We start from the raw sequence: 13361 nt of genomic DNA on the forward strand, positions 1-13361 counted from the left end.
AGTATGTAGTTTTTTTAATAAATTGTTTCCTAATTTTAAATAAAAACCGCCCCACAAAAGCAGAACGGTTTATATATTAAATTGTCTCAGCGGCTGGCTGTTAAATCATTCCTGGCATTCCACCACCCATTGGCATAACTGGTTCAGCGCTCTTCACTTTAGCTATTTTTAGTGATAACTTTTAAATAATTCCTGTAGCAATTAAAGCACATAATGGTAGAGGGATACTACCATCAATATTAAAGATAACACTGCCCATTGAAGAGCTCCCTTGTCTTATATTTTTTCCATCAATATTATATAATGTTGTTCCCATAGATGAACTTCCACTTCTTATATTTTTCCCATCAAAATTTACAACAACAGTCCCCATTGAAGAGCTTCCTTGTCTTAAATTTTTACGATCCCAGTTAAATAAGACAGTTCCCATAGAAGAACTTCCATTTCTGATTTTTCCACTCATAATAATTGTTTTGTTAGATTTTTATGTTAAAAGTGATTTACTAAATTAAAAAAATGTGAAAGAAGTACCTTACGGGAAACCGTATCTAAATAAAAAACCGCTCTACAAAAGTAGAGCGGTTAGTATTAGTATATTAATTTGCCTCGGTCGCTGACCGTTACATCATTCCTGGCATTCCACCACCCATTGGCATAGCTGGTTCAGCGCTCTTCACTTCAGTGATTACACATTCAGTTGTAAGAAGCATTCCAGAAACAGAAGCTGCGTTTTCAAGAGCAACTCTTGTTACTTTTGTTGGGTCGATGATACCTGCTTCAAGCATGTTTACATACTCGTCAGTTTTAGCGTTGTAACCGAAATCTGCAGTTCCTTCTGCAACTTTAGCAACGATTACAGAACCTTCACCACCTGCGTTAGCAACGATTTGTCTCAATGGCTCTTCGATCGCTCTTTTCACGATTTTGATACCCGTATTTTCGTCAGCGTTTGATCCGGAAAGGTTTTCAAGAGAAGCGATAGATCTTACCAAAGCAACACCACCACCTGCAACGATACCTTCTTCAACAGCTGCTCTTGTAGCGTGAAGTGCATCATCTACTCTGTCTTTTTTCTCCTTCATTTCAACTTCAGAAGCAGCACCTACGTAAAGAACTGCAACACCTCCGGCTAATTTAGCCAATCTCTCCTGCAATTTTTCTTTATCGTAATCAGAAGTAGAAGTTTCCATCTGAGCTTTGATCTGAGCAACTCTACCTTTGATTTTGCTTTCTTCGCCACCACCGTTTACAACCGTTGTGTTGTCTTTATCGATAGATACTTTCTCAGCAGTTCCCAACATATCCATAGTAATGTTTTCCATTGTGAACCCTTGCTCTTCAGAAATCACTGTTCCTCCTGTAAGGATTGCGATATCTTCCAACATTGCTTTTCTTCTGTCTCCGAATCCCGGAGCTTTTACAGCAGCAATTTTAAGAGAACCTCTCAATTTGTTTACTACCAAAGTTGCCAAAGCTTCACCTTCAACTTCTTCAGAGATAATTAATAAAGATTTACCACCTTGAGCGATTGGTTCAAGAACTGGAAGCAATTCTTTCATAGAAGAGATTTTTTTCTCAACTAAAAGGATATATGGATTTTCTAGTTCAGCTAACATTTTCTCAGGGTTTGTCACAAAATATGGTGACTGGTAACCTCTGTCAAACTGCATCCCTTCTACAACGTCTACTGTAGTATCGATACCTTTAGCTTCTTCTACCGTGATAACACCTTCTTTACCAACTTTTCCGAAAGCTTCAGCGATCAAAGCACCGATTGTTTCGTCGTTGTTAGCAGAAACTGAAGCAACTTGCTTCACCATTTCTGTAGAATCTCCAACAGTTTTAGATTGAGATTTTAAGTTTTCAACAACAGCAGTTACCGCTTTGTCGATCCCTCTTTTCAAATCCATTGGGTTTGCACCTGCAGCTACGTTCTTAAGACCTTCTCTTACGATAGCCTGCGCCAAAACAGTAGCGGTAGTAGTACCGTCTCCTGCGATATCATTAGTTTTGGAAGCAACTTCTTTTACCATTTGCGCTCCCATGTTTTCTACTCTGTCTTCAAGTTCGATTTCTTTTGCTACAGAAACACCGTCTTTAGTTACGTGAGGTGCACCGAAAGATTTTTCGATTACTACGTTTCTCCCTTTTGGTCCCAACGTTACTTTTACTGCATTAGCCAATGCATCAACACCTCTTTTTAAAGCGTCTCTTGATTCAATATCGAATTTTATTTCTTTTGCCATAATTTTTTGATTGTATTAATGTACTTTGTACAATGTATTAATGAATGTTTATATTCATGAAGTCATTTTACATGAATACATTTTACTTTTTACGAATTAACCGATGATTCCTAAAAGATCTCCTTCTTTAACGATTAAATAATCTTTCCCTTCCAATTTCAATTCAGAACCTGAATATTTTCCATAAAGAACTTTGTCACCTACTTTCACAGTTGTTGGCTCGTCTTTTTTACCTGGACCTACTGCTACTACAGTACCTTCCTGTGGTTTTTCTTTTGCTGTGTCCGGAATAATAATACCTGAAGCTGTCTTAGTTTCTGCAGCGATTGGCTCTACTAAAACTCTATCTGCTAATGGTTTAAAGTTTACTGACATAATATATTTATATTTTTAATTATTTCTGTGTTGAAATTCTCTAAATGTGTGCCATAGGGTTGAGATGGCTGAAATGGCAGAGTTTTTTTTTTGATGTGAAATTTTGGCAGAAAAATACGGAAGAAAAAAATGGTTTTTTCACGAATAAAATAGGGTGTATTTACTATGCTTAACATAATTGTTGTGATGTAATTTTACATTGTTAAACGATAACAGATTATCGATGAAACAGCATAACCCGAAATGCTAAAAAGAGTAGGGGAAATATAAAAAAACTAAAATTATGCCTGATTTAAATGAAAAACAATTGTTAGTAGCCAGAAATGAATCTCATCTGTTTATGGCGAATATAGCAGCGAAAGGAAATTTGAAATTAACAACTCCTTTAGCCTTTTTTGAGAAAAATTTTAATGTGTCTTATGAAGAGTTAGGATGCATAGGATACAATCCAAATTCAGAAGAACTTACTGCAATCATCAAAATCAAAAGATCTTCCGGTTACAATGGGAATCTTTGTAATGCAGGTTCTCATGAATATGTGAGGTTTTATGTAGATTTTGGCGGTGGTTACAAAGACCAAGGATATGTAGGAGTGAATGTTCATGATATTGCGGATACTTTTGACTGTGATAAAAATTTGGAAAAACCCATTGAATTTGCAGTACGAATGAAATTGAACACTTCGCACCAACTTTGTTCAAAACCATTATTGCCAAAAGTAAAAGCTGTGTTGAGCTGGAATTCAATTCCGCCGGCAAATGATCCTAATTTGATGCAGCCGGGGTATGTTTGGGGAAATGTAAAAGAAGCACAAATACAGATAAAACCCTTGAAATTGCAGGTGATACTTCCTAATTTTGGACATATTCTTGAAACATCTATTTTAAACCCGAACCTTTCCCTGAATAATATTATTCTTAATAACCCTGTTGCTGAAAAACAACTTGCTGATGCTAAAAAACAGCTGACTGCCAATAAAGTTGCATTTTCGGAGCTGATTGCCGATTACAAAAAAGTAAAAGCGAATGTAGAGCCTCAAAGATCAGGGTTTAATTTTCTTGCAGAAGCAATTAATATAAAAGATAATAATGCAGCCATCAACGCAGCTAAGGTTTTTGAAGAAAACAAACTAGATTTTTCAAGTGCATTGGCAAATCTTATTGCTTCCAAAGGCAATGTGTCTTATGAAGAGCTGGGATGTGTGGCTTTAGATTATCATCATGAAGCTTTGGTTGCAACATTCACTGCTAAAAAGAATTACGGATATGGTGGAAATCTTTGTTCAGCAGGAAGTAAGGAATATGTAACTTTTTGGATACAAGATGAATCTACCAATTGCCAATGGGTGAAAGTAGGAACTTCAATCGTAAATCTGCATGATATTCCGGGGCATTCAGGGCTTTCTTATTCTGCTATTCTGCCGTATGATTTTTCTAAATTCAAACTTCCTTGCGGTACACCAAGAGTGTTGAAAGTAAGAGCGGTATTGTCCTGGAATGTGGAGCCAACCGGGCTCGATACTCCATATTGGGGAAATGCAAAAGAATCTTACATTCAGCTTGCTCCTAAAAACTGGATAGGAAGCTCTCCTAAGATTCTAGTAATTGGTGGTGTTTCAGCAGACTTTATCGATGGTGCTTTAGGCTTAACTTTGAATAATGCAAAATTTGATGATAATCAAAATCCTGTCATAGTAGGAAGCCGATTTATGGGTAAAATCAGCATTTATGGGGTTTCAGCACCTTACGCAGGAATGAAGTACAGAATTAAAGTTGTGAATATGGATTCCGGAGCTTCGTCCTACGTGAATGAACCTTTGGTTGTAACAGGTTATGATTCTTCATTCAATATTGTACAAACGACCATTACTCCAGATGCAGCCAATTATTACACGTATCAATCTTATCAACTGAACACGAAAAGTAAATTAGGCCTGTTCAGTCCAGGAACTAATAATAAACTGAATGTGATTATTGAACATGAAGATGGTTCTACAGATTCTCAGGTTATCCAAATGGATAATACGTTGCCATACGTTTCCATGAGAATTAATGATGAAGGAGAATGTGTACATTTCAAAAAAGGAGATGTCATTCTAGGAAAATTCTCGGCAACAGATAATTTTATCTATAAATTTAATTTAGCGGTAAATGGCGGAAAATTCACCGAACTGAAATTTGAAGGTGTTCCGCAGGTAATTGGAATTGGCGAGGCTAATAGTCTAGTAAGAACCGTCAATGTCGTAAATGGTGATTTTAAAGTAACTACGGCTTTAGATAAAAACTGTGGAAACATTACTCTGGTAATGGAACAGAAAACGATTGTAGATAGTGCCTCTATGGCGTCACCAGTGTACACTAACCAGGCATTCTGTTTAAAAGACTAATACCCATAACATAACTTTTATAAAAGAAGAACGTCCCGTAAATAGGGACGTTCTTATTATATTATTTAGTACATTTTTGATTGTAGTCGTTTACCAGTTTTAGATAAGGTTCCATTCCGTATTCAGCATCGACTTTCATTTGTAAAAACTCTTCTTCAGCTTTATCTTTTGTAGCTTTTCGAATCTGTTTCTTTTTTTCTTCTTTATCGTAATACATTTGCTTCATTTCCTTTTTCATAGGCTTTTCAAAGACCTTCATCGTTTCATCTATATTTGCCTGAAATTCCGGGCAGGGTTTTGTTGCTTCTTGTAAGGCTATTTTGAATTTTCCTTCAAGCTTTCCCAGATTAAAAAGATTCATACGGTTAATGTCAAACGGAAGGTAAGCGTATTCACTGTCTGAATGTTTAAGATAAGGAATAAATAGGGTAGTTCCATAGCCTCCTTTTATTGAAGTTCCGAATTGAGTAGAGATTGTGCTGTATAACATCAAAGTAATACCGTATAGATTAAGCTTTCCTTCCTGCTCTAAAGGAAGAATAACAGTTTTATTTAAATCAACCACTTCATGTTTTGAATTGATTGTTTTTAGTTTCATTTTGTCATAAACAAGTCTTTCAGAACCGTCTGTATTTAAAATGACAATTCTCTTTACATCTTCAATATTGATCTTCTGAATTGGCGAATTAACATTTTCTTTGAATTTGAATTCTTTGGTATCGTAATCTAATCTTTTCTCAATGCTGGTTATAGATTGCAAATCAGAATTCAAATATCTTGCAATTTTGAAATCTTGTAAAAAACCGGTTTTGATGTCGCCATTTTCTAAGATAATTTCGGCTCCTACCAGTGGTTTTTTTCCAAAATATACATCGGATTGTCCAAAGAATAAACAAGATGTAATGATAAAAAGAAATACGAGTAAATTTTTCATTAATGTTATAAGATAATATTAATTTTTCTTTCCTGCTGCCTGCATCGGATTTACTTTTCCGTTAGATGCTCCTCTCGCATTGCCACCTTCTTTTTGTTTAAATAACTGGAATTTGGAAACTTCAGAAGTTCCATTATCGTTGCTCCAGAAATTGTTTGAAGTATCAATATCAGCCGTTTCTCTCATTGGATCTAATTGAACTGACTTTAATTTTTTGTCAAAATAATACGTTTTAGAAACTTTCTGCTCGTTTTGTCTCCAGATCTGTGCAGAAGATTTGTCAGTTAACTTTGTTCCGTCTTCAAAAGTAAATTCAAGAATAATTGGCATTACCAAACCTCCTTTGTTGACGAAATCGATTTGATAACCCGTCAGATTTTTAAATTTCTCTTTGTCTTTTGCAGTTAAAGGCTCTGTTGCGTCAGTTTTAGAAACATATTCTTTTTGAGTATCTACTTTTTCCTGACCTCTGTCGTATCTGTAATAGAAATCCTGAGTTTCTTTATCCTTATCTACATAAAAAGTGATATTTTTATCCTCTCTGTTTCTGACCTTTGAAATATCTTCAAACTCATTTTGCAAAGGTTTGTCAACTTTATATTTCGTTTCCGAAGCCTGTTTTGGAGCTGTTTCCAAGTCAGGAGTCGCAATGGTTACTTTGTCGATTGCAATATCTACAGGATCTGTTCCGTAGAACCAGCCTCTCCAGAACCAGTCCAGATCTTCACCGCTCGCATCTTCCATAGTACGGAAAAAGTCTGCAGGTTCAGGATGTTTAAATGCCCATCTTTTTGCGTATGTTTTAAAAGCTTTATCAAAAAGTTCTCTTCCCATAATGGTTTCACGAAGAATATTCAATCCTGTTGCTGGTTTTGAATATGCATTCGGACCAAACTGAATAATGTTTTCAGAGTTACTCATGATAGGTTCCAGCTGATCTTTCGGAAGTTTCATGTAATCAACGATCGTCCAAGCTGGTCCTCTTTTGGATGGGAATTTGTTGTCCCATTTTTCTTCCGTAAGATATTCTGTGAAGGTATTCAATCCTTCATCCATCCAGCTCCATTGTCTTTCGTCTGAATTAATGATCATTGGGAAAAAGTTGTGTCCAACCTCATGAATAATTACTCCCAACATTCCGTTTTTGATTCCCTCTGAATATGTTCCGTCTTTTTCTGTTCTTCCGTAATTGAAACAGATCATAGGATATTCCATTCCGTTGGAAGCTTCCACGGATTGTGCAACAGGATACGGATAAGGAATCGTAAATTCAGAATAGGTTTTAATCGTATGTGCAACGGCTTTTGTAGAGAATTTTCTGTACAATCCATAAGCTTCTTTCGGATAGAAACTCATCGCCATTACTTTATTATTGTTTTCAGGAATGGTAACGCCCATTCCGTCCCAAACAAATTTTCTAGAAGAAGTCCATGCGAAATCTCTTACGTCATGTGCTTCAAAATTCCATGTTTTTCTTTGTTTTGAATGATTTTTCTCTGCTTTTTTAGCTTCATCAAGTGTTACAATTTCTACAGGTTCAGTTGAGGTTTTAGATTTGTTGTATCTCGCCAACTGATCCGATGTTAACACCTGATCGTAGTTTTTACACTCACCGGTTCCTCCTACAACATGATCTGCAGGAACATTCATCGAAACTTTAAAATTTCCAAAAACTAACGCAAATTCTCCTCTTCCTGTAAACTGGTGATTCTGCCATCCGTGGAAATCGCTGTAAACGCACATTCTCGGATACCATTGTGTCATGGTGTACAAATCATTTCCATCTTCTGCGAAATTTTCATAACCGCCACGACCGCCCATTTTCATTCGATTAGGAATATTATAATTCCAGTCGACTTTAAAAACCAGTTTTTCTCCTTTTTTCAGGACTTTAGGTAAATCAATACGCATCATGGTTTTGTTTACCGTATATTTTAATGGATTTCCTGATGCATCGGTTACTTTTTCAAGATTTACCCCATATCCGTTGTCTTTTACAGGTAGTTCAGAAGCTTTAAGCTGCTGGTCGTTTGCTGCTTTCGGAAGGGTAGAAGAGAAAGGGAAATCTGCTTTTTTTACAGTGGATTGTTGATTTTCATCCAGCTGGAGCCAGATATAATCAAGATCATCCGGAGAATTGTTGTAATAGGTAATGGTTTCCGATCCTTTCAGATTTCTTTTGTCTTCATCCAAAAAAGCAGTGATGTCATAATCTGCTTTGTTTTGCCAATAAGCATGACCCGGAGCTCCGGAAGCCGTTCTGTACACATTGGGAGTTGGTAAAATGGTTCCCAATTGTTCAAATCTGTTTCCGTGATTGCTTCCCGGATTATTCTGAATGTTTTGAGCAAAAGCACCGATGTAAAAAAGAACTGAAAGTGCTGAAACTTTAAATTTCATAACCGAAATGATTTAATTAATTTTCAAATATAATGATAAGTAGCTGAAAACTTGAAAATGTTTCAAGGCTAAAAAGGAATTCTTTCTAAAGTCATTTTTAATGATAATGCGAAAACTCCAGATGAAACAAACAGGATCCAGTCTTTTTTATTGACTTTAAAGAGATTCAAAAGAATAAAAAGCAGGATAAGGATTCCGAAAACAATGGCAATCTGCCCAACTTCCAGCCCCACATTAAATCCTAAAAGAGGTAATGCAATGCTCTGACTTTTAGCGATCATGACTCTTGCAGTATTGGCAAATCCCATTCCATGAATAAGTCCGAAAAATAAAGCTAAATAATAATTGAGTTTAGTCTGAGATTGCTTTTTATTTTTCATGAGAATATTCCCCAAGGCTGTTAAAACAATCGTAAGCGGAATTAAAAATTCTACCCAATCTGAAGGAACTCTTACAATATCTAAAATACTTAACGCCAAAGTCACTGAATGACCAATCGTAAATGCGGTGACCAAAACCAATATTTTTTTCCAGTCGCTGTAAGAATAAACGGCGATAAGAGCTAAAACAAAAAGTTGATGATCTAATGCATCTAATGAAATAATATGTTCCCAACCAAGGTTTAAGTAAAATAGAAAATCCTGCATCATAAGTTTACATAATAAAGGTTACGAAAATAATGATTAATTTCGGAACAGATTTTAGCAATGGATTGATATTATGAAAAAGCTTTTGTTGTTTTTGTGCTGTATGTTTTTTCTTTTCTCTTTTAAAGAAGAGAAACATCCTTACCATGTAGGTTCGGTAGAAATTAATTACAATTCTAAATCAAAGACTTTTGAAATTACAGGGAGGTTTTTTCTGGATGATCTGGAAAATGGATTGTCGCAAAAATACGGAAAGTCATTTCATTTTAATGATTCGAAATACAAAACTCAGCTTAATGAAGCCTTAAAGAATTACAGCGCTGAATATTTTAAACTGAAAACCGATAATAAGTTTTTAAAAGTAAATTATGTTGGGTATGAAGAAGATAATGAATCTGTAAATCTTTATCTGGAATCTGAAACTGTCGCTGCTCCTAAAAAAGTTGAAACTGCCGTGAGTTTCCTGTATAATTTATTTGAAGATCAGATTAATATCGTTCACATTATAATCAATGGAAACCGAAAAAGTGAAAAACTGACGTATCCGAATCGATATTTGTATCAGCAATTTTAGAATCAATTATCTATCCAATTGTAACAATGCATTTTCTGCTTTTGCATGAGCGAGAAGATTAGGAAAGAAATCGTCATAGCATTTCTGTAGGGTTTCTTTGTTGTCAAGAAATGCCTGAAAGACCGGAATGTCTTTTTCCAGATATTTAGCTTTATTCAAAACGTTTTGAATGCTGAATTTGATTCCCAAATCTTCACGATAATTGTACAGCCAGTCGTCATGCTCCATTTTTACAAGCATTCTTTTGAAATTTTCGGGCAAAAACTGACTGTTTTCATTTAAAACCTTATAAACTTTCAGAGAATGATCTTTCCATCCTTTTTCTGAATGTAAGCTTAAATCGTTGGCTAAAAAATAATCCATAGCAACATCTACGAAAGCTCCTGCATATAGTCTTACCAACGGACTGAATGCTTTTTTTGCTTCATGAATCGCGGGATGGGAATCGGTAAAAGTGTCAATCGCTCTGTGCATCGTAATCCCATCCTGAATTTCTTTAGGAAAAGAAAAACGCTCTTTGTTTCGGATAAAGTCTTCCAGAAACTGACCGACGATTTGTCCGTCTGAAAAAGAGAGAAAAGAATGCGCCAGATAATTCATAAACGAATATAAAAAAATCTCCAATCATTAAAAAATAAAAGGAGACTTTAATTGGGGGGAAGATTATTTTAATTTTTCAGGAATTTTTTGCTTCCTACAAGTGTGCTTTTCCCGGAATAGATATTGATGAAATATTCTCCTCTAGGATACTTACTAATGCTTATTTCTTTTGAAGTTGTTTTCAGAAGAGCCTGTCCTGCTGCATTAATGATTTCGAAACTGTAATTTTCTTTTTCATCTGTTGTAACATTGATTACATCTTTTGCAGGATTAGGATAAATGGCAAACTCTTTCGTTTTAGTTCCTCTTTCTTCAATCGCCAGAACATCTCCGGTTGCAGTCGGTGTAAATCCTGCAACAACGCAAACAAAACGTGCAAAACCATAAGCTTCATTGGCAGGATTTGTACTTCCGATAGCTACTCCTGTCGGATACGTATTATAATTTACAGCCGGATTTGCCCATCTGTTGATTCTGGTACAGCTTATTCCTACACTGGTACATTCGTCATTATAAGCCATAATGGTTCTCCATTTTTGAGCAGAAGTTGCAGAAGTTCCGTTGGTGATGGCAATCGCGTTAGTATATCCGTGATGATTACTACAAGGTGTTGTACTTGTATCAACATACCAGTCGTGACGTAATCCCATATTGTGTCCCATTTCGTGAGCTAATGAATAATTGGAAACGGCACAATTATATAAAACGGCAGAAAAGCCTGCTGTAGCTACATAATTGGTTGATGAGGTATTTACATATCCTAGTCCGCAAGTGCTTGTCGGAGTAGAAGTAACTAATGAAACAAGGTCTGCTCCGTAAGTCGTTCTCAGAGTATGAACATTGTCCATGTATCCGTCTGCGGTAGCTCTTAATCGGGATAAATCAGTGCTTAGATTTCCTGACTCAGTATAAGTAATCACTCCGGAATATACCAGATTAATGGTCGCATTGGTAACCCCGGAATTGGTAAGGGCAGTGTTGAAATTGGTAATTGCGGTTGCAATGTAAGAGTTGCTTTGTGAAGTTCCTCCCCATGCTGTGCTTGCTGCGCTGGTGTAAACAACCATCACATCAACTGTTGATGCGCTACAAGCTGCCGTACTTGAAGAGCATATGTCGCTGTTGGTTTTAGCGTTTATTAAATTGTCTATCGAAGATTTGTCGAGAATAGTATCATCAGGGGAATCCTGGTCTATCAATAACTTCTCTGCAACTTGTGAGACTGCAAATGTATTTTCATTGACCTGATGATACATGATCTTTTCTCCGGATCCGGAAACGTACATTCCGGTGATAATATTATCATATTTGGAAAGAACAAGTTCGGCAGAAGGATCGTTGACAACTTTATAAGTATAAGATTCACTTTTGTTGGTGTACCTGTACACTTTATCAAGTTTTGCAATGATTATCTGATCTTTTAATGCGGGGATTATTATATCCTGATTAAGATCAAATGAGGTCTGATTATAATATTGAGTATTATAATATGTCGTAGCGAGATCTTTTGAAATTTTTTGAGACTCTTTTACGCTTCCAATCGGTATTTTGTTTTGAAAAAAGGCCTTCTGGGCAAAAGTTACCGAAGAAATAGCCAATGCTAAAATTGAAATTTTTGTTTTCATAGAAATAAATATTTAAATATATGGGTTGTGTTTGATTAGTTTTTTATATAAAATTAATAATTTATTTCTAATGGTTGTGAATTTTTATTATGTTTTTCATAAAAAGACTCAGGCGTTTTTCCTTTAGGAAAAACGCCTGAGTCTTAGAAAGTTTATTTTAAAAAAGTCTTTCGTGAAAATCCTCTATTTTACTCACTTCTTCGATCTTGATCCCGAATTTTTTCTTTGGAATTTTGTTGAGATTGGAAACGAAAATTTTCTCATAACCTAGTTTTTCAGCTTCAGAGATTCTCTGTTCAGCCTGTGCAATCGGACGAATTTCTCCACTTAATCCTATTTCTCCTGCAAAACAATAATGTTCCGAAATCGGAATGTCTTCATTGGATGAAAGAATGGAAGCTACGACTGCTAAATCTAAAGCAGGATCGTCGGTTTTTATTCCTCCTGTAATATTCAGGAAAACATCTTTAGCTCCCAATTGAAAACCTGCTCTTTTTTCCAGTACTGCCAATAGCATATTTAATCTTTTAGAATCAAATCCTGTACAGCTTCTTTGTGGAGTTCCATAGACCGCAGAACTTACTAATGCCTGAATTTCCAATAACATCGGTCTGTTTCCTTCTATCGTTACGGCAACGGAATTTCCGGAAAGTTCCTCAGATTTTTTTGTGATTAATATTTCTGAAGGATTTTTAATTTCTTTTAAACCTTGTGAAATCATTTCGTAAATTCCGATCTCGGCAGTCGATCCGAAACGGTTTTTGTTGGCTCTCAACAATCTGAAAAGATGATTTCTGTCTCCATCGAAATTCAAGACAACATCTACCATGTGTTCCAAAACTTTTGGTCCGGCAATCTGTCCGTCTTTTGTGATATGTCCCACTAAAAATACAGGAACGTTATTTTCTTTAGCATATTTAATAATCTCATTAGAACATTCTCTGATCTGAGAAACTGTTCCTGGTGAACTTTCAATTAGTTGAGACTGTAGTGTTTGTATAGAATCAATAATGACAAAATCTGGTTCTAATTTTTTGGCTTCATGAAGGATTTTCTCCAAAGAAGTTTCCGTGTAAAGAAAACAATTTGGATTTTTTACGTCTGCTAAACGGTCTGCTCTCATTTTTATCTGAGAAGCACTTTCCTCCCCGGAAACATAAAAGACTTTTTTCTTCATTTTCAGGGCAAGCTGAAGAAGCAGGGTAGATTTCCCGATTCCTGGTTCTCCACCAATTAGAGTCACAGATCCTAAGACAATTCCGCCTCCCAAAACTCTGTTAAGTTCGTCAGAAGGAGTTTTTATTCTTGGCTCTTCGATGGCTTCAACTTCAATAATGTTGATGACATGTTGTTTCGTTTTTGAAAAAGGAGGTGTTTTGTGTGAAGACGTTTTTTCCACCACTTCTTCTACCAAAGTATTCCATTCTCCGCAATTTTTGCATTGTCCGGCCCACTGAGGATATTGTGAACCACAGTTTTGACAGAAATATGCTGTTTTGAGTTTTGCCATGCCGCGAAGTTCAAAATTTTTTTTGAATTTTTCTTTTGATTTTTAATTAATTTTCGGGTATGAA

At 35.8% G+C, this 13361-nt stretch carries 11 protein-coding genes; 2 read left to right on the top strand and 9 right to left on the bottom strand.

The features are described from left to right. Positions 1-181: 181 nt before the first annotated feature. From RM51_RS12025 to RM51_RS12035, 3 genes are all read right to left on the bottom strand, one after another. On the bottom strand, positions 182-463 hold the full coding sequence (locus RM51_RS12025) for a hypothetical protein (RefSeq protein WP_039369679.1): 282 nt from the start codon (positions 461-463) through the stop codon (positions 182-184). Positions 464-620: 157 nt separating this feature from the next. Beyond that, a complete protein-coding gene (groL, locus tag RM51_RS12030; RefSeq protein ID WP_039369681.1) occupies positions 621-2246 on the bottom strand; it encodes a chaperonin GroEL in 1626 nt (541 codons plus the stop codon). 96 nt (positions 2247-2342) lie between these two features. Next, positions 2343-2621 (bottom strand): co-chaperone GroES, encoded by a 279-nt coding sequence (locus RM51_RS12035; protein WP_039369684.1) that lies wholly within the window; start codon positions 2619-2621, stop codon positions 2343-2345. A 283-nt stretch (positions 2622-2904) separates the two neighbouring features. Here RM51_RS12035 and RM51_RS12040 point away from each other — a divergent pair, with 283 nt between their 5' ends. After that, positions 2905-5007: a hypothetical protein gene (locus RM51_RS12040; RefSeq protein ID WP_039369687.1), complete on the top strand. Its 2103-nt coding sequence runs from the start codon at positions 2905-2907 to the stop codon at positions 5005-5007. Between the two features lie 61 nt (positions 5008-5068). On the opposite strand, the gene RM51_RS12045 is transcribed toward RM51_RS12040, so the two are convergent. From RM51_RS12045 to RM51_RS12055, 3 genes are all read right to left on the bottom strand, one after another. Further along, positions 5069-5941 carry a hypothetical protein gene (locus tag RM51_RS12045; protein ID WP_039369690.1) on the bottom strand — a complete coding sequence of 291 codons (873 nt, stop codon included), beginning with the start codon at positions 5939-5941 and terminating at the stop codon, positions 5069-5071. A gap of 18 nt (positions 5942-5959) precedes the next feature. Further along, the gene (locus RM51_RS12050; protein ID WP_039369693.1) at positions 5960-8341 is read right to left on the bottom strand and encodes a M1 family metallopeptidase; all 2382 of its coding nucleotides are present in this window, start codon (positions 8339-8341) and stop codon (positions 5960-5962) included. A gap of 68 nt (positions 8342-8409) precedes the next feature. Beyond that, positions 8410-8988, bottom strand: a complete 579-nt coding sequence (locus RM51_RS12055; protein WP_039369766.1) for a HupE/UreJ family protein — start codon at positions 8986-8988, stop codon at positions 8410-8412. A 73-nt stretch (positions 8989-9061) separates the two neighbouring features. Between RM51_RS12055 and RM51_RS12060 the strand changes: the two genes are divergently transcribed. Then, positions 9062-9562 carry a DUF6702 family protein gene (locus RM51_RS12060; protein WP_039369696.1) on the top strand — a complete coding sequence of 167 codons (501 nt, stop codon included), beginning with the start codon at positions 9062-9064 and terminating at the stop codon, positions 9560-9562. A 6-nt stretch (positions 9563-9568) separates the two neighbouring features. Here the strand turns inward: RM51_RS12060 and RM51_RS12065 are convergent, their stop codons facing one another. The 3 genes from RM51_RS12065 to radA all read right to left on the bottom strand — a co-directional run bounded on the left by RM51_RS12065 (position 9569) and on the right by radA (position 13297). Beyond that, positions 9569-10162: an acyl carrier protein phosphodiesterase gene (locus RM51_RS12065; RefSeq protein WP_039369699.1), complete on the bottom strand. Its 594-nt coding sequence runs from the start codon at positions 10160-10162 to the stop codon at positions 9569-9571. 68 nt (positions 10163-10230) lie between these two features. Next, positions 10231-11787: a M12 family metallo-peptidase gene (locus RM51_RS19145; protein WP_052248494.1), complete on the bottom strand. Its 1557-nt coding sequence runs from the start codon at positions 11785-11787 to the stop codon at positions 10231-10233. A 157-nt stretch (positions 11788-11944) separates the two neighbouring features. Continuing rightward, the gene (radA, locus tag RM51_RS12075) at positions 11945-13297 is read right to left on the bottom strand and encodes a DNA repair protein RadA (protein WP_039369702.1); all 1353 of its coding nucleotides are present in this window, start codon (positions 13295-13297) and stop codon (positions 11945-11947) included. Positions 13298-13361 lie beyond the last annotated feature (64 nt).

It is taken from the genome of Chryseobacterium taiwanense (assembly GCF_000813825.1).
In the GTDB taxonomy this organism is placed as follows: domain Bacteria; phylum Bacteroidota; class Bacteroidia; order Flavobacteriales; family Weeksellaceae; genus Chryseobacterium; species Chryseobacterium taiwanense.

Coding starts and splice junctions, on each gene's coding strand:
- RM51_RS12060 (WP_039369696.1), top strand. CDS start 9,062: ATGAAAAAGCTTTTGTTGTTTTTGTGCTGTATGTTTTTTCTTTTCTCT.
- RM51_RS12055 (WP_039369766.1), bottom strand. CDS start 8,988: ATGCAGGATTTTCTATTTTACTTAAACCTTGGTTGGGAACATATTATT.
- groL (WP_039369681.1), bottom strand. CDS start 2,246: ATGGCAAAAGAAATAAAATTCGATATTGAATCAAGAGACGCTTTAAAA.
- RM51_RS12040 (WP_039369687.1), top strand. CDS start 2,905: ATGCCTGATTTAAATGAAAAACAATTGTTAGTAGCCAGAAATGAATCT.
- RM51_RS12025 (WP_039369679.1), bottom strand. CDS start 463: ATGAGTGGAAAAATCAGAAATGGAAGTTCTTCTATGGGAACTGTCTTA.
- RM51_RS12035 (WP_039369684.1), bottom strand. CDS start 2,621: ATGTCAGTAAACTTTAAACCATTAGCAGATAGAGTTTTAGTAGAGCCA.
- radA (WP_039369702.1), bottom strand. CDS start 13,297: ATGGCAAAACTCAAAACAGCATATTTCTGTCAAAACTGTGGTTCACAA.
- RM51_RS19145 (WP_052248494.1), bottom strand. CDS start 11,787: ATGAAAACAAAAATTTCAATTTTAGCATTGGCTATTTCTTCGGTAACT.
- RM51_RS12050 (WP_039369693.1), bottom strand. CDS start 8,341: ATGAAATTTAAAGTTTCAGCACTTTCAGTTCTTTTTTACATCGGTGCT.
- RM51_RS12065 (WP_039369699.1), bottom strand. CDS start 10,162: ATGAATTATCTGGCGCATTCTTTTCTCTCTTTTTCAGACGGACAAATC.
- RM51_RS12045 (WP_039369690.1), bottom strand. CDS start 5,941: ATGAAAAATTTACTCGTATTTCTTTTTATCATTACATCTTGTTTATTC.